Annotated in this window: 22 protein-coding genes; 20 read left to right on the plus strand and 2 right to left on the minus strand. The window is 44.5% G+C overall.

Going from position 1 to position 26,599, the window contains the following annotated elements; all coding sequences use genetic code 11:
• The first annotated feature begins 12 nt into the window (after nt 1-12).
• Entirely contained in the window at nt 13-1,317 is a 1,305-nt protein-coding gene (locus PG766_RS00280) for a vWA domain-containing protein (protein ID WP_118198492.1), read from the plus strand.
• Nucleotides 1,314-2,822, plus strand: coding sequence for an ATP-binding protein (locus tag PG766_RS00285; protein ID WP_118198459.1), 1,509 nt, complete (start codon nt 1,314-1,316; stop codon nt 2,820-2,822). The genes PG766_RS00280 and PG766_RS00285 overlap by 4 nt, the downstream gene beginning before the upstream one ends.
• 519 nt (nt 2,823-3,341) lie before the next feature.
• On the opposite strand, the gene PG766_RS00290 is transcribed toward PG766_RS00285, so the two are convergent.
• Complete coding sequence (locus PG766_RS00290; RefSeq protein ID WP_008374664.1) at nt 3,342-4,562, minus strand: argininosuccinate synthase; 1,221 nt, start codon at nt 4,560-4,562, stop codon at nt 3,342-3,344.
• 667 nt (nt 4,563-5,229) lie between these two features.
• Between PG766_RS00290 and proB the strand changes: the two genes are divergently transcribed.
• From proB to PG766_RS00305, 3 genes are all read left to right on the plus strand, one after another.
• Nucleotides 5,230-6,138 (plus strand): glutamate 5-kinase, encoded by a 909-nt coding sequence (gene proB / locus PG766_RS00295; RefSeq protein ID WP_270590230.1) that lies wholly within the window; start codon nt 5,230-5,232, stop codon nt 6,136-6,138.
• Nucleotides 6,139-6,149: 11 nt separating this feature from the next.
• A complete protein-coding gene (locus PG766_RS00300) occupies nt 6,150-7,418 on the plus strand; it encodes a glutamate-5-semialdehyde dehydrogenase (RefSeq protein ID WP_118198456.1) in 1,269 nt (422 codons plus the stop codon).
• A 194-nt stretch (nt 7,419-7,612) separates the two neighbouring features.
• Nucleotides 7,613-8,119 (plus strand): methylated-DNA--[protein]-cysteine S-methyltransferase, encoded by a 507-nt coding sequence (locus PG766_RS00305; protein WP_118198455.1) that lies wholly within the window; start codon nt 7,613-7,615, stop codon nt 8,117-8,119.
• Nucleotides 8,120-8,200: 81 nt separating this feature from the next.
• Here PG766_RS00305 and PG766_RS00310 read toward each other — a convergent pair whose 3' ends face one another.
• A complete protein-coding gene (locus PG766_RS00310) occupies nt 8,201-9,532 on the minus strand; it encodes an MATE family efflux transporter (protein ID WP_118198454.1) in 1,332 nt (443 codons plus the stop codon).
• A 351-nt stretch (nt 9,533-9,883) separates the two neighbouring features.
• Between PG766_RS00310 and argC the strand changes: the two genes are divergently transcribed.
• The 15 genes from argC to cysK all read left to right on the plus strand — a co-directional run bounded on the left by argC (nt 9,884) and on the right by cysK (nt 26,596).
• Entirely contained in the window at nt 9,884-10,924 is a 1,041-nt protein-coding gene (gene argC / locus PG766_RS00315) for an N-acetyl-gamma-glutamyl-phosphate reductase (protein ID WP_022220715.1), read from the plus strand.
• A 43-nt stretch (nt 10,925-10,967) separates the two neighbouring features.
• On the plus strand, nt 10,968-11,417 hold the full coding sequence (locus PG766_RS00320; protein WP_044999341.1) for a GNAT family N-acetyltransferase: 450 nt from the start codon (nt 10,968-10,970) through the stop codon (nt 11,415-11,417).
• A gap of 15 nt (nt 11,418-11,432) precedes the next feature.
• The gene (argJ, locus tag PG766_RS00325; protein WP_117823967.1) at nt 11,433-12,656 is read left to right on the plus strand and encodes a bifunctional glutamate N-acetyltransferase/amino-acid acetyltransferase ArgJ; all 1,224 of its coding nucleotides are present in this window, start codon (nt 11,433-11,435) and stop codon (nt 12,654-12,656) included.
• Between the two features lie 12 nt (nt 12,657-12,668).
• A complete protein-coding gene (argB, locus tag PG766_RS00330; protein ID WP_008374684.1) occupies nt 12,669-13,556 on the plus strand; it encodes an acetylglutamate kinase in 888 nt (295 codons plus the stop codon).
• 29 nt (nt 13,557-13,585) lie between these two features.
• Nucleotides 13,586-14,767 carry an aspartate aminotransferase family protein gene (locus PG766_RS00335; RefSeq protein WP_117823966.1) on the plus strand — a complete coding sequence of 394 codons (1,182 nt, stop codon included), beginning with the start codon at nt 13,586-13,588 and terminating at the stop codon, nt 14,765-14,767.
• A 78-nt stretch (nt 14,768-14,845) separates the two neighbouring features.
• Nucleotides 14,846-15,277: a DMT family transporter gene (locus PG766_RS00340; RefSeq protein ID WP_008374687.1), complete on the plus strand. Its 432-nt coding sequence runs from the start codon at nt 14,846-14,848 to the stop codon at nt 15,275-15,277.
• A gap of 81 nt (nt 15,278-15,358) precedes the next feature.
• Nucleotides 15,359-16,021, plus strand: coding sequence for a helix-hairpin-helix domain-containing protein (locus PG766_RS00345; RefSeq protein ID WP_022220712.1), 663 nt, complete (start codon nt 15,359-15,361; stop codon nt 16,019-16,021).
• A gap of 13 nt (nt 16,022-16,034) precedes the next feature.
• Nucleotides 16,035-16,724, plus strand: a complete 690-nt coding sequence (locus PG766_RS00350) for a response regulator transcription factor (protein WP_008374691.1) — start codon at nt 16,035-16,037, stop codon at nt 16,722-16,724.
• Nucleotides 16,669-18,150, plus strand: a complete 1,482-nt coding sequence (locus PG766_RS00355) for a sensor histidine kinase (RefSeq protein ID WP_117823965.1) — start codon at nt 16,669-16,671, stop codon at nt 18,148-18,150. Before PG766_RS00350 ends, PG766_RS00355 begins: the two co-directional genes overlap by 56 nt.
• A 5-nt stretch (nt 18,151-18,155) precedes the next feature.
• A complete protein-coding gene (locus tag PG766_RS00360; RefSeq protein ID WP_147356964.1) occupies nt 18,156-19,082 on the plus strand; it encodes a GerMN domain-containing protein in 927 nt (308 codons plus the stop codon).
• Between the two features lie 4 nt (nt 19,083-19,086).
• Nucleotides 19,087-21,321: a DNA internalization-related competence protein ComEC/Rec2 gene (locus PG766_RS00365; RefSeq protein ID WP_270590231.1), complete on the plus strand. Its 2,235-nt coding sequence runs from the start codon at nt 19,087-19,089 to the stop codon at nt 21,319-21,321.
• Nucleotides 21,318-22,307, plus strand: a complete 990-nt coding sequence (gene holA, locus PG766_RS00370; RefSeq protein ID WP_117556313.1) for a DNA polymerase III subunit delta — start codon at nt 21,318-21,320, stop codon at nt 22,305-22,307. The genes PG766_RS00365 and holA overlap by 4 nt, the downstream gene beginning before the upstream one ends.
• Before the next feature lie 38 nt (nt 22,308-22,345).
• On the plus strand, nt 22,346-24,157 hold the full coding sequence (gene lepA, locus PG766_RS00375) for a translation elongation factor 4 (protein ID WP_008374702.1): 1,812 nt from the start codon (nt 22,346-22,348) through the stop codon (nt 24,155-24,157).
• 209 nt (nt 24,158-24,366) lie between these two features.
• Nucleotides 24,367-25,548 (plus strand): radical SAM family heme chaperone HemW, encoded by a 1,182-nt coding sequence (gene hemW / locus PG766_RS00380; protein ID WP_118198451.1) that lies wholly within the window; start codon nt 24,367-24,369, stop codon nt 25,546-25,548.
• A 115-nt stretch (nt 25,549-25,663) separates the two neighbouring features.
• On the plus strand, nt 25,664-26,596 hold the full coding sequence (cysK, locus tag PG766_RS00385; protein WP_118198450.1) for a cysteine synthase A: 933 nt from the start codon (nt 25,664-25,666) through the stop codon (nt 26,594-26,596).
• Nucleotides 26,597-26,599: the final 3 nt, after the last annotated feature.

Consider the following 26,599-nt stretch of genomic DNA (forward strand, 5'->3'; position numbering starts at 1 on the left):
AGATTGGAAGAAATGTCATTAGAACAGGGTCTGGAAGAAATCGGACATAAAATACTGGTTCTGACGAGGAACGAACTGTATATGAAGATGAGATTTATGGATGTGGCGCTTTCGGCGTTTTATTATGTACAGGATTTTTCGGTAGACCTTCTTGCTACAGACGGAGAGACAATGTATTTTAACGGGCAGATGCTGGGAGGTGAGTACAGGCAGAACCGGATCGGAGTAAACCGCGCCTATCTACATCTGGTTCTGCACTGCATTTTCCGACATGTATTTCGCAGAAATGGACGGGAAGAGCTTGTATGGAACCTGGCGGCGGATATTGCGGTAGAATCTGTGATTGACGACTGGAACCTCCAGAATATACGAAAAAGCCAGTCCTGGATCAGACAGAGAACTTACCGGGATCTGAAAGAAGAAATCAAGGTATTTACAGCGGAAAAAATTTATGGAGTACTGGTAAGATGGAAGCTTTCGAACCGGGAAATGGAGCGCATGGTTCGGGAATTTACCGTGGATGACCACAAGTACTGGGCAAAAGATGAGGATGATGACCGGAAAAGTGAGATGAACCAGAGGTGGCAGGATATCAGCGAGAAAATGCAGACCGATATGGAAACTTTTTCGAAAGAAGCAGCATCAAATACCGGGCATTTTCTGGATCAGGTCCGGGTTGAGAACCGACAGCGATATGACTACCGCAGCTTTCTGCGCAAATTTGCTGTGCTGAAGGAAGAGGTTACCGTGGATGATGACAGCTTTGATTATGTATTTTACAGTTATGGATTGCGCCTTTATGGAAATATGCCTCTGATCGAGCCGCAGGAGTGGAAAGAAGTGAAAAAAGTGGAGGATTTTGCAATCGTGATCGATACTTCCATGTCCTGTTCAGGAGATCTGGTAAAAAAATTTCTGGAGGAGACCTATGGCATTTTAAGTGAAGCAGGGAGCTTTTTTCAGAGAGTCAATATCCACATTATACAATGTGATGACCAGGTGCAGTCGGACCGGAAGATTACCTGTAAAGAAGAATTACAGGAATATATGGAAAAGTTGGATCTTGTCGGGGAAGGTGGAACGGATTTCAGACCGGCGTTTGCCTATATTGATGAGCTGATCGCGACGCACCGGTTCACTGAACTGAAGGGTGTGATCTATTTTACCGATGGACAGGGGATTTATCCGCAGAAAATGCCGCCATACCAGACCGCGTTTGTATTTATGGACGACGGGGCAGAAGAACAGGAAGTTCCGCCGTGGGCGATGAAACTGGTTCTGGATGAAGAAGATTTGAGAGGAGTGAGAAATAGATGAATATTAAACGTGCAAAACAGGAAATCAAGGATGCGGTGCAGGCATACCTGATGAAGGATGAATATGGAGAATATCAGATTCCGGCAATCCATCAGAGACCGATCCTTCTGATGGGACCTCCGGGAATTGGAAAAACACAGATCATGGAGCAGATTTCAAGGGAATGTGAGATCGGACTGGTTGCGTATACGATCACGCACCATACCAGACAGAGTGCGATCGGGCTTCCATTTATTCAGAAAAAGATCTACGGTGGAAAAGAGTATTCGGTAACCGAGTATACGATGAGTGAGATCATTGCTGCTGTATATGAAAAGATAGAGCAGAGCGGCATGAAAGAGGGAATCCTGTTTATCGATGAGATCAACTGTGTTTCAGAGACGTTGGCGCCGACTATGCTGCAGTTTTTACAGTGCAAGATGTTTGGTAATCAGAGTGTGCCGGAGGGATGGATCATTGTGGCGGCAGGGAATCCGCCGGAATATAATAAGTCGGTGCGGGAATTTGATGTGGTGACACTGGACCGGATCAAGCGGATCGATGTGGAAGCTGATTTTGATGTCTGGAAGGAATATGCGTATCAGGTTGGAATCCATCCTGCAGTGCTTTCTTATCTGGAACTTCGAAAAGAGAATTTCTATCGTATGGAAAATACAGTAGATGGAAAAATGTTTGTCACAGCCAGAGGATGGGAAGACCTGTCAAGATTGATCCAGGTTTATGAAAAGCTTGGTAAAGAGGTGGATCGTGAGGTTGTGCATCAGTACCTCCAGCACTGGAAGACAGCGAAGGATTTTGCAAATTATCTGGAGCTTTACCGAAAGTATCAGAAGGAGTATGGACTGGAGCGGATCCTTGCAGGATATTATGAAAAAGATACCTTAGAACGTTTGAAATTTGCGTCGTTTGATGAGCGACTGGGTGTGGTAAATCTTCTGGTCGGAAAGATGGCAGAACTTTTTAAAGAAGAATATGAGATGGAAAAATTTGTGGAGGGACTGTTTGCTCAGCTGTGTGCTTATAAAGAGGAATTGCAAAAGGAAGGTGCAGTTCCGGGAGAGGTCCTTGCTGCGAAAATTCAGTCTCTTAGGCGGGAAGTTGAACAGAAGAAGGCCGCCGGACAGCTTACAAAGGCGGAAATGCACCGTATGGAGCGTATTTTATGCAAATTGGAAGAATACCAGAAAGCTCCGGAATTTGAGTCTGTAAAGGCCACATTTGACAGCGAAGAAGAGCAGAGAGAGCAAATGGCAGATAAGACACTGGAAACGCTGAATCACTGCTTTGAATTCCTGGAATCTGCTTTCGGCGAGAGCCAGGAAATGGCAGTATTTGTCACGGAACTCAACAGTAATGTGTACAGCATTGCGTTCCTGCGGGAAAATGACTGTGCGATGTATTACAAATACAACAAAGGTTTACTTTTGGATGAACGCCGTGAAGAAATCCTGGAACAGATGGATGCCGTGGAAAATGTAGTGGAAAGAGGACTGGTTGAAGATTAAAGAGCAAGAACTGACAGAATAAGAACGACTGTGCCTGTGGTATCATATAATGATAGAAAGCAGAAGAAATGGGAATGAAATTCATGCCAGATCTGCAATTTTGTAAGGAACTTCCCGAAATAAAACCAGGGGAGTATCGCCTGAAATATGATCTCACTTTGCGCGCGTCTCCCGGTCTTGGAACTGCGTTGTGCCGGGGAAACTATCACTGGGAGAGCTGCCTGAAAGCGGAAAGTAAGGTGTATATCTGCCAAATCAGATATTTGAGCAGATCTGTATGGGGATTGATAGAGAATACGGGGTGGATATGCCTTTATATGAATCATAAATGGCTGATAACTACTATAGCATAATTATAAAAATGACATTGTATGCCTGACGAGCCTGTTGGAGTGAAACTTACATTTCATGTAGACCCTCGCCAAAAGCGGAACCTTTTAAGCGTTGGCTTGCTCAGAAAAAGGACGCTGATAATTTCATATCAACGTCCTTTAAATCTGTCAGTATGGGGATATACAATTATTTGTTGTTTACCTCAAGATTCTTCATCGCACGAACCTTCAGCGGAAGTCCGAACAGAGTGATGAATCCGCTTGCATCATGATGATCGTACATATCACCAGTTGTGAAGCTTGCCAGAGATTCATTGTAAAGTGAGTATGGAGAAGTAGTTCCGGCTTTAATGATATTTCCTTTGTAAAGTCTGAATTTAACTTCACCTGTAACATATTTCTGGGTAGATTTTACGAAAGCACGAAGAGCTTCACAAAGTGGTGTGAACCATTTTCCTTCGTATACAACCTGAGCGAGTTTGTTGCCAAGATCTTTCTTAACTTCCATGGTAGCACGGTCGATAACCAGTTCTTCAAGCTGTTTGTGAGCTTCCATCAGGATTGTTCCACCAGGAGTTTCATAAACACCACGGGATTTCATACCAACAACACGGTTCTCAACGATATCAACGATACCGATACCATGCTTGCCGCCAAGTTCGTTGAGTTTGCGGATGATATCAGAAACCTTCATGGCTTCGCCGTTGATTGTCTTCGGAACACCTTCTTCAAATGTCATGGTTACATATTCATCTTCATCCGGTGCATTTTCCGGTGTATTTCCAAGAACAAGAAGATCAGCGTAATTTGGTTCGCAGGATGGATCTTCAAGTTCCAGTCCTTCGTGGCTGATGTGCCATAAGTTACGGTCACGGCTATAGCTGTGGCTTGCGTCAAACGGAAGATCGATTCCGTGAGCTTTACAGTAAGCAATCTCATCGTCACGTGACTGAAGTGTCCACAGATCTGTCATTCTCCAAGGAGCGATGATCTTAAGATCCGGGGCAAGAGCCATGATAGAAAGCTCGAAACGGATCTGGTCATTTCCTTTTCCAGTAGCACCGTGGCAGATAGCAGTAGCACCTTCTTTTCTTGCTACTTCAACAAGTCTCTTGGAGATTGCCGGACGAGCCATAGAAGTTCCGAGAAGGTATGCATTTTCGTAAACAGCATTTGCCTGTACACATGGCATAATATAGTTGTCACAGAAATCATCAGTGATATCTTCGATGTATAATTTAGAAGCACCTGCGAGTTTTGCTCTTTCATCAAGACCATCCAGCTCTTCGCCCTGTCCGCAGTCGATACAGCAGCAGATAACTTCGTAATCAAATGTCTCCTTTAACCAAGGGATCAGTGTGGTAGTATCAAGACCACCAGAATATGCAAGAACTACTTTTTCTTTCATTGTATATAAACCTCCTAAAAATTTTCTTTTGTATTCAATTCACAACCCACTATACACTATTTTTTATATTTATGCAATAATAAAATGAAAAAACTTTTAAAAATGTTATTTTATGCAAATAAAAGTAAAAATATACATAAAATATGCATAATTATGTATAAAAAAGGAAAGAGAGTAGTAAGAAAAAAGAAGGATAGAAGAAGATTAAACAGAAAATATAAAGATAAATCAGAAAAATACCTAACATTTACACAAAAACCCGTAAAATATAACAAAAAGTAACAAGGTAACACGCTAAAGGAAGAAAGGAACCGGCGAGATGAGTGATATGCATAAAATGAATAAGAATAACATATTTGATTTCGTTCTGACATTGCTGGCAGAAGGCAGTGTATTTTTCATTCCTACATTCCCGCATCGACCGTGTCCTTCAAGGGCACAGAACAGAAAATTCAATATTGCAGATCAGGGAATGCGTGTATCCAATATATACAGCTTAAAATGTTCATTTCGGATGGAATGAAAAAGTGATAGGTTTGGTTCAGTCATTGAAGTATTATGATTCGATAGTGAAAAAAGAAGCAGAAAAAGGTATCGCCGCATACTCTTTTTCTGCTTCTTTTATTTATACCTACTAAGAATATGAATTGAAAAGAGGAAAAACGAAATGGAATTAAGAGCCACTCTAAAGGAAAAGAAACGAATCGTCATCAAAGTGGGAACCTCCACTGTCACCTATGCAAAAACCGGTAACATCAATCTGGAAAAACTGGAGAAATTTGTCCGTGTACTGATCAATCTCAGAAACCGCGGAAAAGAGATAATCGTAGTATCTTCCGGTGCAGTCGGTATCGGAAAAAATGTCCTTGGAATCAGTGAGAAGCCAGCTGGTTCTGTCAAACAGGCATGTGCAGCAGTAGGGCAGGGGCGCCTGATGATGATCTATGAGAATTTTTTTGCGGAATACAGTCAGCTCACCGCACAAGTGCTGCTGACGAAAGAATCTGTTTACAGCAAGACATGCCGTATCCATGCGAGAGATACATTTGAAGAACTTCTGGCAATGAATGTGGTTCCAATCGTCAATGCAAATGATGCTATTTCCGTGGATGCGGACAGCTATGGAAATTTTGGCGATAATGATACTATGTCTGCGGATGTGGCGGCGTTGGTGGAGGCGGATCTTTTGATCATGATGTCAGATATCGAGGGACTTTATACGGATGATCCAAGAACTAATCCGGCAGCAAGATTTGTGCATACCGTGAACCGGATTGATGAAGAACTGGAGAAGATGGGAAAAGGAGCCGGAAGCGCAGTCGGAACCGGTGGTATGGCGACAAAGATCGAGGCAGCCAAGATTGCAACAGAAGCGGGAGCAGATATGGTGATCGCAAATGGCGATAATATTTATGCAATTAATGATATTATGGCAGGAAAGAAAGTCGGTACGCTGTTTCTTGCAAAGAATCACCGCTATGACGGGGAAAATGAGTTTGGACCGGAAAGAGATGCGTACAGGATGGAGCGGAGACTGAAAAGAAATATACAGTATCGGATGGCTGTGGGAAAGTAGAGGTGAATGAAATGAAACAGAGAGCAGAGAAAAAAATCTATATGGAAGAGCTTGGAAAGCGTGCAGTCAGTGCAAAAGAAACGGTCGCATTTTTAAATGTAATTCAAAGACAGGAAGGGCTCATCCTGGCGGCAGATGCGCTGGTGGCACAACAGGCATATATAATAGAAGAAAACCAAAAGGATATTATGCTTGCAAGAAAAAATAAGATGACAGAGCCACTGATCGACCGGCTTCTTCTAAATGAAAACAGAATCCGGAAAATGGCAGAAGGACTTAGGAAGATTGCAGCACTTCCGGATATTTTGGGAGAGATCATTTCCATGAAAATAAGGCCAAACGGACTGCAGATCGGAGAAAAACGAGTTCCGCTTGGTGTTGTCGGAATCATTTATGAAGCCCGTCCGAATGTGACTGCAGATGCCTTTGGACTCTGCTTTAAGACCGGAAATGTCGCCGTTTTAAAAGGAGGAAGTGCAGCAGCAAATTCCTGCAGGGCTATAGCAGAGATGATCCGTGGGGCACTTGCGAAAAAGGGAATGGAACCGGATGCGCTGATTCTGGTTGAAGATACCAGCCGGGAGTCGGCTATGGAAATGATGCGGATGAAGGACTATCTGGATGTACTGATTCCAAGAGGAGGTGCTTCACTGATTGCATCTGTGGTGGAGAACAGTACGGTTCCGGTGATTGAGACCGGGACGGGGAACTGCCATATTTATGTGGATGAATTTGCTGATATCCAGATGGCAGCGGAGATTATCGAGAATGCAAAGATGCAGAGGCTTGGTGTATGCAATGCATGTGAATCCTTAGTGATTCATGAGAAAATTGCAGAGGAGGCGCTTCCGGTGATCTGTGACCGGCTTTCGGCAAAAGGGGTAGAGATCCGGGGAGACGAAGCGGCAAGGCAGATTGATGAGCGGATCGCTTGGGCACAGGAAAGTGACTGGGGACAGGAATATCTGGATGCGATTATTTCTGTAAAAATTGTTCCAACTATCTGTGATGCCGTCCGGCACATCAACAAATGGAACATCGGGCATTCCGAGACGATTATTACGAAGGATTATGCAAATGCACTGTATTTTCAGGAGAGGGTAGATGCGGCGGCAGTGTATGTCAATGCGTCAACCAGATTTACTGACGGAAACGAATTTGGATTCGGGGCGGAAATCGGAATCAGTACCCAGAAACTTCATGCCCGCGGACCGATGGGGCAGGAAGCCCTTACCACGAAAAAGTATGTGATCTTTGGAAATGGACAAATTCGCGGATAAGAAGATTGACAGGAAAAAATCTCCATTTTATAATTTGAATGATACAAAAGTTAAGGAATTTTGTTTTTATTTTTAAGATGTTGGGGTCCAAAGGTATTTTGACCCCTTTGATACCAGATTGCTACGTGCTTTGCACTCTCGCAATCCTCAAAAACATGGGTATCAGGACGGATGAAAAAGGGGAAGAATGAAAAATGCTGTATGTAAGCTACTATGATTCGCCGATCGGGAAAATTACGCTTGGAGCACGGGAGGATGTACTTGTCGGTGCATGGTTTGAAGGACAGAAATACTATATGGACAAGATTGTAGAAGATTTTGAGGAGAAGAAAGACTTGCCGGTACTGGATCAGGCAGAGTACTGGCTGGATCGGTATTTTGCAGGGCAGGATCCGGATCCGGAAGAACTTCCTCTTGCACCTGCAGGAAGTGATTTCCGAAAAGAAGTATGGAAGATTATCGCAAAAATCCCATATGGATGTACCATTACTTATGGAAAGATCGCAAAGATCCTTGCAGTAAAACGGGGCGCGAAAAGTATCTCGCCGCAGGCAGTCGGAGGTGCGGTCGGACATAATCCGATCTCTGTGATTATTCCATGTCACCGGGTCATCGGAAGCGACGGAAGCCTGACCGGATATGCCGGTGGACTTGAAAAGAAAGAATGGCTGCTTGCACATGAAGAAGCGCATATCAGATAAGTGATCATCAAAAATGGTGGCTCGTAGTGAGTCACCATTTTTGATGATCTGGAGAAATCCGTAAGAGTCCGATCCTGTATTCTATTTTCCGGATTTTTCACATAACCATCGGTAAGCAATGATGCAGATGATCACAGACAATAAGGAGCCGGTAGCGGTTGCGAGTCCCATCGGAAACAGTGTATGCGGGAAAATTTTTGAAGTCAGATAAACACCCGGAATACGCACGCACAAAATAGCGATCAGGTTATGTAAAAATGAAATTCCAGATTTTCCGCATGCACAGAAGTATCCGCTGAAACTGAAATGAACGCCGGCAAAAATACAATCCCAGATATATCCGCGAATGTACTGTGCGCCGAGAAGAATAACGGCTGCGTCTGCAGTGAAAAGTCCGACAACCGGAGCTGCGATAAACTGGATCAATATAGAGACGACCAGACCAAATCCAATGGCGATCATCATGGCATAGCGAAGCGTCTGCTTTGCACGGTCATACTTTCCGGCACCGATATTCTGAGCTGCGAGTGCAGAAACAGTCGAAAGCATGGAAGACGGAATCAGGAACAGAAAGCTGATGATTTTTTCCACAATGCCGACAGCAGCGGCTGTGTTCAGTCCGCGCCGGTTGGCAATGATCGTAATAATAATGAAAGCAATCTGAATAAATCCGTCCTGAAGCGCTACCGGAATCCCAATATTCAGAATTTTGCCAAGCGGTTTTTTCTGTGGGCGGAAACAGTCTCCGGAAAAAGAAAGTCCGGTCTGCTTACGTTTAATGGCAATCAATGCAAACAGAACACTGCACGCTTGGGAAAGTGTTGTGCCAAGAGCAGCACCGGAAGCTCCCAGATGGAAAAATCCGATAAACAGATAATCCAGTATAATATTCACCGCACATGCAACTGCGATGAAATACATCGGACTTTTAGAATCCCCCAGTCCGCGGAAAATCGAACTGATCACATTATACGCCGTAATAAAAGGAATCCCGAGAAAACAGATCGTCAGATAAGCTGCCGTTCCTGACACAGCCTCCGCAGGTGTAGACATCACGGCAACAGCCGGCTTCACAAAAAACAGAAGCAAAACCGCCAGCACCAGAGAAATCCCCATAAACAAAATCACCGTATTTCCCACAAACACAGAAGCCCTTTTCTTATCGCCCGCTCCAATAGACTGCCCGATTGAAACTGTAGCCCCCATCGCAAGCCCCACGATCATTACCGTCAACATATGCATCACCTGGCTCCCAATCGAAACCGCTGTTGTACTGGCAACCCCATCAAACTGCCCAACAATAAAAAGATCCGCCATCCCATAAAGCGTCTGTAAAAAATAAGATAAAAAATAAGGTAGCGAAAAATAAATCACATTCCGAAAAACACTCCCCGAAGTAAGATCCCGTTCCATAAAATAACAACTCCTTTACAATCACTTCCTTAATACTAATTGAATTTTCCTAAAATAGTCAATAAAAAGAATACAGACCTAATGCATCTTATAATAATAAAAATGCATAACAATGCATAAAAATAAATATAAATGCATAAAAATAAGAAATTACACATAAAAATATACAGAAACATGCATAAAAATCAAAAAACCACTTGCTTTACCAAATAAAACCATGTATACTAAACCAATCGGAAAACATTCCCCCAATTACCGCGAACCCCTTTACAATAGGGATTAATGGGTTTATAGTATTTATGATTATGCCTATCTATACACAAATACGGCATTTACGAAAGGATGGTTTACATGATTAAAGCAGGAATCATCGGTTCTACCGGTTACGCCGGAGGAGAACTGGTTCGCATTTTAACAGGACATAAAGACGTAGAAATTAAATGGTTTGGCTCAAGAAGCTATATCGATAAGAAATATGCAGATGTATACCGCAATATGTTTCAGATCGTAGATGCGGTATGTTTAGATGATAATATGGAACAACTTGCAGATCAGGTAGATGTGATTTTCACAGCAACTCCACAGGGACTGTGCGCATCATTAGTTAATGAAGAAATCTTATCAAAGGTTAAGATCATCGACCTGAGCGCAGATTTCCGTATCAAAGATGTCAAGACTTACGAAAAATGGTACGGTATTGAGCACAAGAGCCCGCAGTTTATCGAAGAAGCAGTTTACGGACTGTGTGAAGTGAACAGAGAAGATATCAAAGGCGCAAGACTGATCGCCAATCCTGGATGCTATACAACATGCTCCATCCTGACTGCTTATCCGCTGGCAAAAGAAGGACTGATCGATATGGATACGCTGATCATTGATGCCAAGTCCGGAACATCCGGAGCAGGAAGAGGGGCAAAGGTTCCGAACCTGTACTGTGAAGTCAATGAGAATATGAAAGCATACGGTGTGGCAACACACAGACATACACCGGAGATCGAGGAACAGCTTGGATATGCGAGCGGCAAAGAGGTTGTGATTAACTTTACACCGCATCTGGTTCCGATGAACAGAGGAATCCTGGCAACAGAGTACGCGAAGCTTACAAAGGATGTTACCTGGGAAGAAGTAAAAGCAGTTTACGATAAATATTATGCAAATGAAAAATTTGTCCGTGTTCTGGAGAAAGATGTTTACCCGGAAACAAAATGGGTAGAAGGAAGCAATTATGTCGATATCGGATTTAAGATCGATCCGAGAACAAACCGTATCATTATGATGGGTGCGATCGACAACCTGGTAAAAGGTGCAGCAGGACAGGCTGTACAGAACATGAACCTGATCTTTGGACTTCCGGAAAGTGAAGGTCTTGATCTGGTTCCGATGTTCCCGTAGAACATGGCAGAAAAAGAAAAGGAATGGAAAATATATGACAACAATTATTCGTGCGATGACAGTAGAAGATTATGACCAGCTTCATGCACTTTGGATGCGGATCAAAGGATTTGGAATCCGGAGCATAGATGATTCAAAAGAAGGCGTGGAACGATTCCTGAAAAGGAATCCGACAACCAGTGTGATCGCCGAAATAGACGGAAAAGTAGTAGGAGGAATCCTCTGCGGACACGACGGAAGAACCGGATGTTTTTATCATGTATGTGTAGATCCGGCGTACCGCTGTCATGGGATCGGAAAGAGCATGGTTGCCTATGCAATGTCAGCTCTGAAAGAGGAACATATCAACAAGATCACACTGATCGCATTTACCAAGAATGATATCGGCAATACGTTCTGGAATACGATCGGATGGACCAAGAGACCGGATGTCAACTACTATGAGTTTGTTTTAAATGAGGAAAATATTACAGCATTTATCGAAGAGGGCTAAAGGAGGCTATATACGATGAAGATTATCGAAGGCGGTGTGACCGCAGCAAAAGGATTTGAGGCAGCATCAACAGCAGCAAAGATCAAATATCAGGACAGAACCGACATGGCAATGATCTACAGCCAGGTTCCATGTGAATGTGCAGGAACATTTACTACAAACGTTGTAAAGGCAGCATGCGTAAAATGGGATCAGCAGGTTGTAAAGAGTGGTGCGAAAGCACAGGCTGTGATCGTCAATTCCGGAATTGCCAATGCATGTACCGGTGCGGAAGGATTTGGCTACTGCAAGGACACAGCAGATGCGGCAGCAGAAGCTCTTGGAATTAATGCAGACGGTGTACTGATCGGATCGACCGGTGTCATTGGAAAGCAGCTTCCAATTGATCGCATCGTGGCAGGGGTAAAGGCTCTTGCTGAAAAGAAAAATGATACACTGGCAAACGGAACTGAGGCAGCAAAAGCAATCATGACGACTGATACCTGTGAAAAACAGATCGCAGTAGAGATCGAGGTTGCCGGAAAGACCGTTACCATCGGTGGTATGGCAAAAGGATCTGGTATGATCCATCCGAATATGTGCACCATGCTCAGCTTTATCACAACAGATGCAGCAATCACAAAAGAGGCACTTCAGAAAGCCCTCAGTGATGATGTCAATGATACATACAATATGATTTCCGTAGACGGAGATACTTCTACAAATGATTCTGTAGTTCTTCTTGCAAACGGAATGGCTGAAAATGAAGTGATCACGGTAGACAGTGAAAGCTATAAGACCTTTGCGGAAGCATTGCATGAGATCAACGAATACCTTGCAAAGAAGATCGCAGGGGACGGAGAAGGAGCAACTGCTTTATTTGAAGTAACTGTAGTTGGTGCAGATACAAAAGAGACTGCAAAGACACTTGCAAAATCAATTGTATGCTCAAATCTTACCAAGGCAGCAATTGCAGGACATGATGCAAACTGGGGAAGAATCCTCTGTGCAATGGGATATTCCGGAGCACAGTTTGACCCGGAAAAGGTGGATCTGTTCTTCGAGAGCAAGGCAGGAAAGATCCAGATCATCGAAAATGGTACAGCGGTAGATTACAGTGAAGAAAAAGCAACGGAGATCCTCTCACAGGAAGAAGTAAAAGCAGTTGCTGATGTGAAGATGGGAAGCGAAAGCGCAACAGCATGGGGATGTGACCTGACTCACGGATATATTGACATCAATGCAGATTACAGAAGCTAGGAGGTAAGCAAAATGGATCAGGATATGCAGCAGTATCTGGACAAAGCAGAAGTTCTGATTGAGGCGCTTACTTATATTCAGCGTTTCAACCGTAAGATCATCGTTGTAAAATACGGTGGAAGTGCAATGCTGGACGAAGAACTCCAGAAAAATGTCATCAAGGATGTTACATTCTTGAAATTGGTTGGATTCAAACCGATCATCGTTCACGGCGGTGGAAAAGAGATCAGTAAATGGGTAAGTAAAGCCGGAATGGAGCCGAAATTCATCGACGGACTTCGTGTGACGGACGCAGAGACCATGGAAATTGCAGAGATGGTACTGAACAAGGTTAATAAAAATCTGGTTCGTATGGTCGAAGAACTTGGTGTGCGTGCTATCGGTGTCAGTGGAAAAGACGGCGGACTTTTAAGAGTTGATAAAAAGCTTTCCATGACAGGACAGGACGTTGGATTTGTAGGAGATATCAAGAAGGTCAATGCAGAGGTTCTTCTGGATCTTCTGGATAAAGATTTTCTCCCGATCGTATGCCCGGTCGGAATCGATGATGATTACAACACTTATAATATCAATGCGGATGATGCAGCTTATTCGATCGCAAAAGCGGTTCATGCTGAGAAGCTTGCGTTCCTCTCTGATATTGAAGGGGTATACAGAGACTACGAGGATAAATCTTCTCTGATCACAGCTCTTACTGTAGATCAGGCGAATGAACTGATCGAAAGCGGAGCAATTTCTGGAGGAATGATCCCGAAACTGCAGAACTGTGTAGGAGCGATTGAAAACGGAGTGTCCAGAGTCCATATTCTGGATGGAAGAATTCCGCACTGCCTGCTTCTTGAGATTTTCACGAAGAAAGGTATCGGAACTGCAATTTTAAGAAACGGTGAAGAAGATTAAAGGGAAGACAAAGAAAGAAGGTAATTCTTATGGCAAATCAGTATATGCAGGAAGAGGACGACGCGATTTTAAAAACTTATAACCGTTATCCGGTTGTATTGGACCATGGAGACGGCGCATACCTCTATGATCCGGAAGGAAAGAAATATCTGGATTTCTCAGCAGGATATGCAGTATCTTCTCTGGGATATAACAACAAGGAATTTAATGATGCATTAAAGGCTCAGATTGACAAGATGATCCATACATCAAACCTGTATTATAATACAACCTGCGGTAAAGCAGGAGAAGATCTGAAAAAGATCACCGGTATGTACAAGGTATTCTTCACAAACAGTGGTGGAGAAGCAATCGAAGGTGCGATCAAAACTGCAAGAAAATATGCGTACACAAAAAAAACCGGACGTTATGAATTTATTGCAATGGAGAATTCATTCCACGGCAGAAGTATGGGTGCAGTTGCACTTACCGGACACAAAGAATACAGAGAGCCATTTGAACCGGTTATGCCTGGTGTACATTTTGCAATCTACAATGATCTTGACAGTGTAAAAGCACTGGTAAATGATAAGACCTGCGCGATTATTCTGGAAACAATCCAGGGCGAAGGCGGAATCAACGCAGCGACAAAAGAATTTATGCAGGGAATCCGTAAGATCTGTGATGAGAACGGAATCCTGATGATCTGCGATGAAGTACAGTGTGGTATGGGACGAAGCGGTGCATGGTTTGCATGGCAGCAGATGGGAATCACACCGGATATCATGACAATGGCGAAAGCAATCGGAAGCGGTGTTCCGGTCGGCGCATTTGCGATGACAAAAGAAGTTGCAGATAATTCGCTGGTACCGGGAGATCACGGAACTACATATGGTGGAAACCCACTTTGCTGTGCAGCGGTCAGCAAGACTATTGAGATCTTTGAAAAAGAGCATATGCTCGATCATGTCAATGAAATCGCACCATATCTGACACAGAAACTGCAGGAAATCGTGGATACCTGCGATGCAGCCGTTAAAGTAAAGGGAAGAGGATTGATCCAGGGACTTCAGATCACCAAGCCGCTGGGTGAAGTGACAGCCAAAGCGTTGGAAGAAGGACTTCTGATCATCGGAGCTGGAACAGATGTGATCCGAATGATCCCACCGCTTGTTATCGGTAAAGACCAGGTAGATGAGATGGCAGAGATCCTGAAAAAAGCACTTGCATAAAGTCGGTGCCTGATAAAAATAAGAGAATAAAAGAGCCGGTCATCGGATATACTTTCAGAAGAAAAGGAGGTATGAAAGATGACCGGATTTTTTATTGCCCTGCTGTCGGGAGCGCTGATGAGTGTGCAGGGGGTATTTAACACCCAGGTAACAAAGACGACAGGAATGTGGGTGAGCAATGCCTGGGTGCAGCTTAGTGCATTTGCCATCTGCCTGGTAATGTGGCTGATCATGGGAAGGGACAGTATTGCCACGATAGGAGAGGTGCAGCCTAAATATATGCTGCTTGGCGGTGTGATCGGAGCAGGGATCACCTGGACCGTGATCAAAAGTATGGCGCAGCTCGGGCCTGCAAAGGCGGCACTTCTGATCGTTATGTCTCAGCTTATTGTGGCGTATCTGATTGAACTGGTGGGATTATTTGGTGTGGAAAAAGAGCCATTTTCCTGGAGAAAAGTGATCGGTATGGGGATCGCTCTGATCGGCACGACAATTTTTCAGTGGAAATAGGTTGTCTTTTGGAAAAAAATTCGTTACAATAATCATGTCTTGGAAGTACGAGGGGACATGCTCTGCGGAAAAGGAGTATGTATGCGGAAAAGAAGACGGATTTTATATCAAATATGTGGAATTTTCCTTGGAATCAGCTGTATGCTGTCAGCATGCCATGAAAAAGAAGAGACCTTTACCAGTGTGGCTGCTGCAGAAGCGGATGCCGGGGATAAGAAAAACGAGGCAGAATCAAAGGCTGCCGAAGAAAAGCCGGATAAGGCAAAAGCAGATCCGGGTGGTGAAGAAAAAGAAGGTTCGATCTGGGTGTATGTATGTGGCGAGGTGGCATCACCCGGTGTATATGAACTGCAGGAAGGAGACCGCATCACGCATGCCATAGAAGCAGCGGGAGGTCTGACGGAGGCAGCAGGACAGGTTTATCTGAATCAGGCAGCACATCTGACAGATGGACAAAGGATTTATGTGCCATCCAGAGAAGAAGAACAGACTTTGAAAGAAGAAGGTTCACCATCGGATATGGCAGATGCCGGGATGGGAAAAGACACAGGAATAATAAACCTGAACACCGCGACAAAGGCTGAACTTTTAAGCTTAAGCGGGATTGGCGAGTCCCGCGCGGAAGCAATTATTGCTTATAGAGAGACAAACGGTGGATTCAGGAAGATAGAGGATCTGAAGAAAGTGGACGGGATCAAGGAAGGAATCTTTCAGAAGATCCGGGAGCAGATAACGGTAGAGTAGAGGAGTGCGCAAGATGGGCAGAAAAGTATTGGTAGTAGATGATGAAAAGCTGATCGTGAAAGGACTGAGATTCAGCCTGGAACAGGATGATATGGAAGTTGACTGCGCATATGACGGTGAGGAAGCACTTGAGATGGTAAAAAGAAAAGAGTATGATATGATTCTTCTGGATGTCATGCTTCCAAAATACGATGGATTTGAAGTATGCAGACAGATCCGTGATTTCTCAGATGTACCGGTCATCATGCTCACTGCGAAGGGCGAGGATATGGACAAGATCCTCGGGTTGGAATATGGCGCAGATGATTACATCACAAAGCCGTTCAACATTCTTGAGGTTAAGGCCAGAATGAAGGCAATCATGCGCAGGGTCGCTAAAAAAGACGGGATGAGCGCGAGCGGTAAAGTTGTGGTAAAGGGAGATCTGAAGATCGACTGTGAAAGCCGGAGAGTTTTTTCCGGGGACAGGGAACTGAATCTTACCGCAAAAGAATTTGATCTTCTGGAGCTTCTTGCGATGAATCCGAACAAGGTTTACAGCAGGGAAAGTCTTTTGAATATTGTCTGGGGATATGAGTATCCGGGAGATGCAAGAACGGTAGATGTACATATCAGACGACTGCGCGAGAAGATTGAAGTAAATCCAAGTGATCCGAAATACGTTTACACAAAGTGGGGAGTTGGCTATTATTTCAGGGGTTAAATTTTTTGTACCAAAATTCATAAAAAGTCTGCAAGTGCGGGTAACGGTGATCCTGAGCGTATTTGTCATATTATCCAGTGTGATCCTGATGAATGCGATTCTGCAAAGCTATGATCAGAGAACCGTATCCGTGCGCACAGCAGAGATTCAAAACCAGTGTACGATTCTGAGTAATCAGCTGGTCAATTCTGATTATCTGAAAACGGGAGTTTCTGATGTGATCGATACAGAACTATCACAGTTATCCAATATTTACAATGGAAGAGTGCTTGTTATTGATGATGAATTCCGGATTGTGGAAGATACCTATGATCTGGAGGAGGGAAAGACGATCATTTCCGAGGATGTAGTCAAATGCTTCCGCGGCGAGAAGCCGGCAAGTTATGACAGAAAGAGCCGGTACATTGAAGTGGCAGTCCCGGTCAAAAAAGGGGAAGAGCCGGTAAAAGGAATGATTCTGGTCAGTGTTTCTACAGACAGTCTGCGTGACAATGTAGAGGCATTGCAGTCAAAGGCAAGAATTGCAACGGTTGCAATCAGTATTATCGGGATCTTTTTATCAGCAATCATCGGTATGCTGCTTGTAAGGCCGCTGAAAAGGATGTCTCAATCGATCGAGGAGATGGCAGGAGGCTATGGAGATAATTATCTCCATGAAAATGCTTATGATGAAACGGAACGGATTTCCAATGCATTTAATAAACTGTGGGACCGCTATAAAGTACTGGATGCATCGAGAGAAGAGTTCGTGGCAAATGTATCCCATGAGTTGAAGACACCGTTGACCTCTATGAAGGTGCTGGCGGATTCACTGCTGATGCAGCCGGATGCACCGACGGAGATTTACCGGGAATTCATGGGTGATTTGTCCGAAGAAATCGAGCGGGAGAATAAGATCATCAATGACCTTCTGGATCTTGTAAAACTGGATAAGAAGGGTGCAAACTTAAATATTAAGAGTCAGGATGTTAATGAACTGGTAGAACGGATTCTCAAAAGATTACAGCCACTTGCGGCAAAAAGTAATATTGAGCTGGTATTTGAGAGTTTTCGTCCGGTGACAGCGGAGATTGATGAGGTAAAGATTGCACTTGTGATCACGAATCTGGTGGAAAATGCGATCAAGTACAATAAAGAGAACGGATGGGTACACGTGTCGTTAAATGCGGATCATAAGTATTTTTATCTGAAGGTTGCGGATTCTGGAATCGGGATTCCGAAAGAAGATACGGATCATATATTCGAGCGGTTTTTCCGTGTGGACAAATCCCATTCTCGTGAGATCGGCGGAACTGGTCTTGGGCTTTCGATTGCAAGAAATGCGGTTGTCATGCACCGCGGTGCGATCAAGGTCTACAGTGAACCGGGAGAGGGAACGACATTTACAGTCCGGATCCCGCTTACTTATATCAAGAGGGAAGGGTGAGAAGAATGAAAAAAAATTACCAGATCATAAGCATTCTTCTTGCAGTGTGTCTTCTTACAGGCGTTGTGGGATGCAGAAAAAAGGAGCAGAAAGCAGATGCAAAATACACGATTTACCAGATTAACCAGAGCGGAACGGCGCTGGTTCCGAACGGCTATGATGGAACAGGAAAGTCGGCGGACGAAGAAGTAAAAGGAATGCTGTCTGCGCTGCAGAAGTGTGATGACGAGGTGAAGGCACAGGCGGCACTGCCGAAAAAGGTAAAACTGGAGAGATACACTCTGGAGGATGAAAAGCTGATCCTGTACTATAATGCTGTTTACGGAAAGATGGATACGGTAAGAGAGGTTCTGTGCAGGGCAGCGCTTGTCCGTTCACTGACGCAGATCGACGGAGTGGATCTGGTGATGATCTGTGTAGATGGAACGCCACTTACGGATAAAAAGGGGAATACTTATGGATACCAGCAGGCAGAAGATTTTGTACAGAACACAGGCTCTTCTATTAACTCTTTCCAGGAGATGAAGCTTACGCTGTATTATGCAGATTCATCTGGAGAAAAGCTGCAAAAGGAAGAGGATACGGTGCGGTATAACAGCAATGAGTCGAAGGAACGGGTTGTAGTGGAACAGCTGATGCGAGGACCATCCAATAACAGACTGCTTGCTACCATACCAAAAGGAACAAAGCTGCTGGGTGTGTCGATCAAAGATCATATCTGCTATCTGAATTTTGATGAAGGACTTCGGAACATTGCTCCGGGAGTCAGTCCGGAGACGGTGATCTATTCCATCGTAAATTCAGTGATCGATGGTGGAAATGTCTCTGAAGTACAGATTTCAATCAACGGAGACAGCAGTATTGTATATCAGGAGAGTATAAAGCTGGATGAACCTCTGAGCAGAAACCAGGAAATGATAAAGGAGGATTGATCGGTTGATCAAGCGAAGACTTGGTTTTGCCGGAATACTTCTGGCAGGACTGATTCTGGTACTGTATCTGACAGGGGGAGGAAAGATTTTTGGAAGACTCGGTGTGTCAAGGTGTGAGAAGCTCTGGAAAGAGTCGGAAGAAGTGATGGTGGAAGGAGAGGTTTATCAGAAAACCAGAAAAGAAGAAAAACTGATCCTGTATCTGAAAAAAATACAGATCAGAGAGATGGGGAATGGAAAAGCAGTCGCTGACGAGAGGCTGCTTGTCTATCTGGATGAAAAGGGAAATGGTCCGGAAATCGGACAGCGGATTCTGGTTAAAGGCAATGTGGGATTTTTTGATCCGGCGGCCAATCCGGGCAATTTTGACCAGAAAAATTATTATAAGCAGCAGAATATCCAGGCAGTCTTATGGAAAGGGAAGGTTCTGGAAAAACAGGTGAAAAAGACTTCCTTCCGCGAAAAGCTGTGGCAGTTTAGGAACCGGACCGCAGATGAGATCTGCAGAGAGATGGGAAAGCGTCGAGGGGGTATTTTGTGTGCGGTTCTTCTGGGAGATTCTTTTTATACAGAAGAGAAAGTGAAAGAACTTTACCGGGTGGCAGGGATCGGGCATTTGCTGGCTATATCCGGTCTGCATATTTCTTTTTTTGGCAACGGACTTTACCGGGGGCTTAGGAAAACCGGATTTTCTATTTTACAGGCCGGTGTAGTGGGAAGTCTGCTTCTTGGGAGCTATGTGGTGATGACTGGAATGAGTGTTTCGGCACTGCGGGCGTTTACCATGTTTCTGATCCGGATGGGAGCAGAGCTGACAGGAAGGGAATACGATGGATTGACGGCACTTGGGATTGCGGAAATTGGTTTGCTTCTGGCAAATCCGTTGCGGCTTTTTACGGCAGGGTTCCAGCTTTCTTTTGCTGCGGTTCTCGGTATCTATCTGATTGGTTTGGGAAATAAAAAAGGCAGATTTTCAGACAGTGTCCGGATGTCGGTGAGGCTCTGGCTTTTTCTGCTGCCAGTTACATTGTGGCACTATTATGAAACCTGCCTGTATGCGCCAGCCTGGAATCTTCTGGTAATTCCGATGACATCCGTGCTTCTGTTTTGCGGGAGTGCAGGGATGGCAGTCATGCTGATTCCGTGTGGGGCAGGAGATATAATGCAGAGCGCACTTTGGAAAATAACAGAGTGGATTTTGCTTTTTTATGAAAAAGGGAGCGGTCTGCTCCTGGAACTTCCGGGGGCAAGGTGGATTCCGGGAAGACCACGGCTCTGGCAGATTGCCTGTTATTATGGGGTTCTTCTATTTTATTTGTGGAGAAAAAGGAAGGAAAAGAAAGAGGGTAGACAAACCGGGAAACAGGTGGTAAGACAGCTTGTGACAGCTGGGATCCTGCTCATCCTGCTCGGGATCCCAAAGTGGAAACGAGGGCAGATGGAGCTGACTATGCTGGATGTGGGACAGGGCGACTGTTTTTTCTTTCGGGACGGAAACGGAAAAAATTACCTGATCGACGGCGGAAGCAGTTCGGTAGATGCAGCAGGAAGATACCGGTTGGAACCATTTTTAAAATTCCGGGGCGTGAAGAGGCTGGATTATGTGTGGGTGACGCATGGGGATGTGGATCACTTAAATGCAGTGGAAGAACTTCTGGAACGGAGAAAGTATGGAGTAGAAATCCAGTATCTGATTTTTCCGGAACAGAAATATTGGGATGAAAGGCTTATTAAATTATGTAATCTGGCAGAAGAGGCAGGAACGAAGGTACGGGTAATGGAGATGGATACTATTTTTCTGTCTGGAAAATTGAAGATGCGTTGTCTCTGGCCTGGAGAAGGTGAGCCATCTGAAAATGGAAATGAAAATTCTCTGGTACTTCACCTGCAATATGGAAAAATTACCATGCTTTTTACCGGAGATCTGGAAAATACCGGAGAAGAGCTGTTGGCAGAGAGAATAAAGAATCTCCGGAAAAAAGGAGAACTTCCGGCGTGTTATGATCTGCTGAAAGTCGGACACCACGGATCAAGAAATGCGACCGGCGAAGAGCTTCTGGAAGTGATCCGACCACGGGTAGCATTCTGTTCATCCGGAAAAGAAAACCGTTATGGACATCCGCATGCGGAAACACTGGAAAGACTTGCAAAATGGGGCGTAAGCCTATATAATACGAAAGACAGAGGTGCTGTCAGTATGTATACAGATGGAAGGGAATATGGTATCCAAAGTCCATGAAAAGTTTGAATGAAGATTTAAAGACAGGACAGTTTAAGCAGATTTATCTTCTGTACGGCGAAGAAGCTTATCTGAAAAAATTATATAAAAACCGTTTCGTCAAAGCGATGGTTCCGGAAGGTGACACGATGAATTATCGTTATTTTGAGGGAAAGAACACGAACCCGAAGGAGATTATCGACCTTGCCGAGACATTACCTTTTTTTGCAGAGCGCAGGCTGATCGTTCTGGAAAATACCGGTTTTCTGAAAAATGCGACACCGGAGCTGGCAGAATATCTAAAGAACATGCCGGAGACCACTTATATGATCTTTGTGGAATCAGAGCTGGATAAGAGAGGAAAGCTCTACAAAGTGATCAAGGAGAAAGGTCATATTGTAGAACTGAAGCGGCAGGATGAAAAGACACTGATCCGCTGGATTCTTGGGATGGCGAAAAAGGAGAAGCTTCAGATGTCGGAGGCAGCAGTGCGCTATCTGCTTGCAAAGACTGGTAATGACATGGAGAATCTCGGGCAGGAGCTGGAAAAATTATTCTGTTACTGCATGAACCACACGGAGATCACGGCAGCAGATATTGATGAAATCTGTACTACGCAGATCGGAAACCATATTTTTGATATGGTAGATGCAGTTGCAGCAAAAGAGCAGAAAAAAGCGCTGGATTACTATTATGATCTTCTGACACTGAAGGAACCGCCGATGCGGATCCTCTACCTGCTGACCAGACAGTTCCGTATCCTGATGGAGGTAAAAGAGATGGACCGTACTGGGATTCCGCCAAAAGAGATTGCCGCCAAGGTGGGAATCATGCCATTCCTGGTAGGAAAGTACCGGGCACAGGCGAAGGCATTTACCAGGAAAGAGCTGCGTGGGATCGTAGAAGCCGGTGTACAGACGGAAGAAGATGTAAAAACCGGAAAGATGGGAGATATCCTCTCGGTGGAACTCTTTCTGGTGCAGTACAGTAGCAAACGGGAAAAGTAATCAGATATAGATAAGAAGAAAAAGGAGAGACTGAAAATATGCATATGGATCAGAAAAAGATTCGGAATTTTTGTATTATTGCACATATTGACCATGGAAAATCCACACTGGCGGACCGTATTATTGAACAGACAGGTCTTCTGACCAGCAGAGAGATGCAGGCACAGGTGCTGGATAACATGGATCTGGAAAGAGAACGTGGTATCACAATCAAATCACAGGCAGTCCGCACGGTTTATAAGGCAAAGGATGGGGAGGAATATATCTTTAATCTGATCGATACTCCGGGACACGTAGACTTTAACTATGAAGTGTCACGGAGTCTTGCAGCCTGTGATGGAGCGATCCTGGTCGTTGATGCGGCACAGGGCGTAGAAGCGCAGACACTGGCAAATGTATATCTGGCACTGGACCATGATCTGGATGTCATGCCGGTTATCAACAAGATCGATCTTCCAAGCGCAGAGCCGCAGCGTGTGATCGAAGAGATTGAAGATGTGATCGGAATTGAAGCGCAGGATGCACCACTGATCTCGGCAAAGACAGGGCTTAATGTAGATCAGGTTCTGGAACAGATCGTGACAAAGATCCCTTCTCCGACAGGAGATCCGGATGCACCGCTTCAGGCACTGATTTTCGATTCCCTCTATGATCCGTATAAAGGCGTTATCGTATTCTGCCGTATCAAAGAAGGATGTATCACGAAAGGAATGCCGATTCATATGATGGCGACAGGTGCAACTGCCGATGTTGTGGAGGTTGGATATTTTGGTGCCGGACAATTTATCCCTTGTGATGAGCTTTCAGCAGGAATGGTTGGATATTTTACAGCCAGCCTGAAAAATGTAAAGGACACCCGTGTGGGTGATACCGTAACAGGTGCGGAAAATCCATGTTCTGAGCCTCTTCCGGGATATAAAAAGGTCAACCCGATGGTGTACTGCGGAATGTATCCGGCAGACAGCTCCAAATACCCGGATCTGAGAGATGCACTGGAAAAACTGCAACTCAACGATGCGGCACTTCAGTTTGAACCGGAGACCTCTCTTGCGCTGGGATTTGGTTTCCGCTGTGGTTTCCTTGGACTTTTGCATCTGGAGATCATTCAGGAGAGACTGGAAAGAGAATACAATCTGGATCTGGTGACAACTGCGCCGGGCGTTATCTACAAGGTGCACAAGACCAACGGAGAAGTGATCGACCTGACTAATCCGTCTAATCTTCCGGATCCGTCAGAAATTGATTTTATGGAAGAGCCGATGGTAAAAGCAGAGATTATGGTGACATCCGAATTTATCGGTGCGATCATGGATCTGTGTCAGGAAAGACGTGGCGAATATCAGGGAATGGAATACATCGAAGAGACCAGAGCGGTATTGAAATACCACCTGCCTCTGAATGAGATCATCTATGATTTCTTTGATGCGCTCAAATCCAGATCCCGCGGTTATGCGTCTTTTGATTATGAAATGCTCGGCTATGTCAAATCTGATCTGGTCAAGCTGGACATCCTGATCAACAAAGAAGAAGTGGATGCTCTTTCCTTTATTGTATTTGCGGGAAGTGCTTATGAGAGAGGAAGAAAGATGTGTGAGAAGCTCAAAGAAGAGATTCCGAGACAGCTTTTTGAGATTCCGATCCAGGCAGCTGTCGGAAGCAAGATCATTGCCCGTGAGACAGTAAGAGCCATGCGTAAGGACGTACTTGCCAAGTGCTACGGCGGTGATATCAGCCGTAAGAAGAAGCTTCTGGAAAAGCAGAAGGAAGGAAAGAAGCGTATGCGCCAGGTTGGAAATGTAGAAATTCCACAGAAGGCATTTATGAGTGTATTAAAACTGGACGACAAATAGACAGACAAAGGATAATCGAGCAGGCTGACTCCTACTCGATTCGTATACTTTGTACACTATCTCGCTTAACAGCTCGATGATGTACATTCGCCAAGTACAGATTCTTGTGCAAGCACAAATCTGTACTTGGTTCATCGTATACACAAAAAGGCAGGAGCGGTTTCCGAGGGAAAGGTTCCTGCCTTTTGCACAGAAAAGGAGAAAAGCAGATGCAGCCTTTAGAACTATATATTCATATTCCGTTTTGTGTGAAAAAATGTGCATATTGTGATTTCCTTTCCGGTCCGGCCGGAGAAAAGGAAAAAGAGGAATATGTGAAAATGCTGGTCGACGAGATCAGAAACTGTCCGGATACAGTGCAGAATTACAGGGTGATTTCCATTTTTTTCGGAGGCGGAACCCCATCTCTTCTTACCGGTGAGCAGATTGGGCGGCTGATGGATACGGTCAGGGAAATATTTACGTTGGATGAGGACGCAGAGATCACTATGGAAATGAATCCGGGAACGGTAACGGAAGAAAAACTGCGAAAGTACAGACAGGCAGGGGTGAACCGTCTGAGTATCGGTCTGCAGTCGGTCAATGATGAGGAACTTCGTCTGCTTGGAAGAATCCATACTTATGAAGAATTTCTGGAAGCATATCATCTGGCGAGAGCCAATGGTTTTGCAAATATCAATGTAGACCTGATCTCGGCAATTCCGGGGCAGACGGTGGAAAGCTGGAGGCGTACACTGGAGCAGGTAATGGCACTTTCCCCGGAGCATATTTCTGCATATAGTCTGATCTTGGAAGAGGGAACAACTTTCTATAAAAAATATGTAGAAGACGAAGCAAAAGAAGGGCCAAAGCTTCCGGATGAGGATGCGGAGCGTCAGATGTACTGGGATACGGAAACGCTGATGGAGAAGAACGGATATCACCGTTACGAGATTTCCAATTATGCTAAGGAGGGATATGCCTGCCGGCACAACCTGGGATATTGGGAGAGAATTCCGTATCTGGGATTTGGAATTGGTGCGGCATCTCTGGTTCCCGGGGATCTGATTGGAAAATGCAGGAAGCTGGAAGGAAAAATGAGTCGCTACACGAACCCGGATCAGTTAAGGGAGTATGCACATTCCTACAGGAACAAATTTCAGGCAGAGCTTCTGACAGAAACTGAGGAAATGGAGGAATTTATGTTTCTTGGACTGCGGAAAGTGGACGGAATCTCAAAAAAAGAATTTTCAGAGTATTTTGGGAAAAGTCTGGAGGACATTTACGGTGAACCGATCTGCAAACTGGAAAGCTTAAAGCTTCTTGAGCAAGATGATGACAGAGTATGGCTTACAAAACGGGGGATTGATGTCAGCAACAGTGTGTTTGTAGAGTTTCTGCTGGAAGAGTAAAATTTGGAAAATCAGAAAAATATAAAGTATACTTGACAAATAGGTTTTATAGGCATATAATGACATCATCAAGTTAAACCTATCGAAATAGTAGGAAAAGAAAGGAGAACTTACGATGTCAAAAATTTATAATGGTGCTTTAGAGCTTGTTGGAAATACTCCTCTTGTAGAGGTGAAAAATATTGAAGAAGAATTAGGATTAGAGGCAAGAATCCTTGTGAAACTGGAATACTTTAACCCGGCTGGAAGTGTAAAAGACAGAATTGCCAAAGCAATGATCGAGGATGCTGAGGAAAAAGGATTATTAAAAGAAGGTTCTGTTATCATTGAGCCTACTTCGGGAAATACGGGAATCGGTCTTGCATCGATTGCAGCAGTCAAAGGATACCGTATCATTCTTACTATGCCGGAGACAATGAGTGTAGAAAGAAGAAACATACTGAAAGCATACGGAGCAGAGATTGTTCTGACAGAAGGCGCAAAGGGAATGAAGGGTGCGATTGAAAAAGCAGATGAACTTGCAAAAGAGATCCCGGGCAGCTATATCCCTGGACAGTTTGTTAATCCGGCTAATCCGGAAGTACACAGAAAGACAACCGGACCAGAGATCTGGAAGGATACAGACGGAGAAGTAGATCTGTTTATCGCAGGTGTTGGTACAGGTGGAACACTGACCGGTGTCGGCGAATATCTGAAATCCCAGAATCCGGATGTGAAGATCGTTGCATTGGAGCCTGCAAGTTCACCGGTACTTTCTACAGGAAAAGGTGGTCCTCACAAAATTCAGGGAATCGGAGCAGGATTTGTACCGGGCGTACTCAACACAACTGTATATGATGAAATATTTACTGTAGAAAATGATGACGCTTTTGCAACAGGAAAGCTGCTTGCAAAGAAAGAGGGAATCCTGGTAGGAATTTCTTCGGGAGCTGCACTTTATGGAGCGATCGAACTTGCAAAACGTCCGGAAAACAAAGGAAAGACGATTGTGGCACTGCTTCCGGATACCGGAGACAGATATTACTCCACACCGCTCTTCACGGAGTAGAAT

The organism is Coprococcus sp. LG101-27, assembly GCF_027695515.1.
In the GTDB taxonomy this organism is placed as follows: domain Bacteria; phylum Bacillota; class Clostridia; order Lachnospirales; family Lachnospiraceae; genus Allocoprococcus; species Allocoprococcus comes.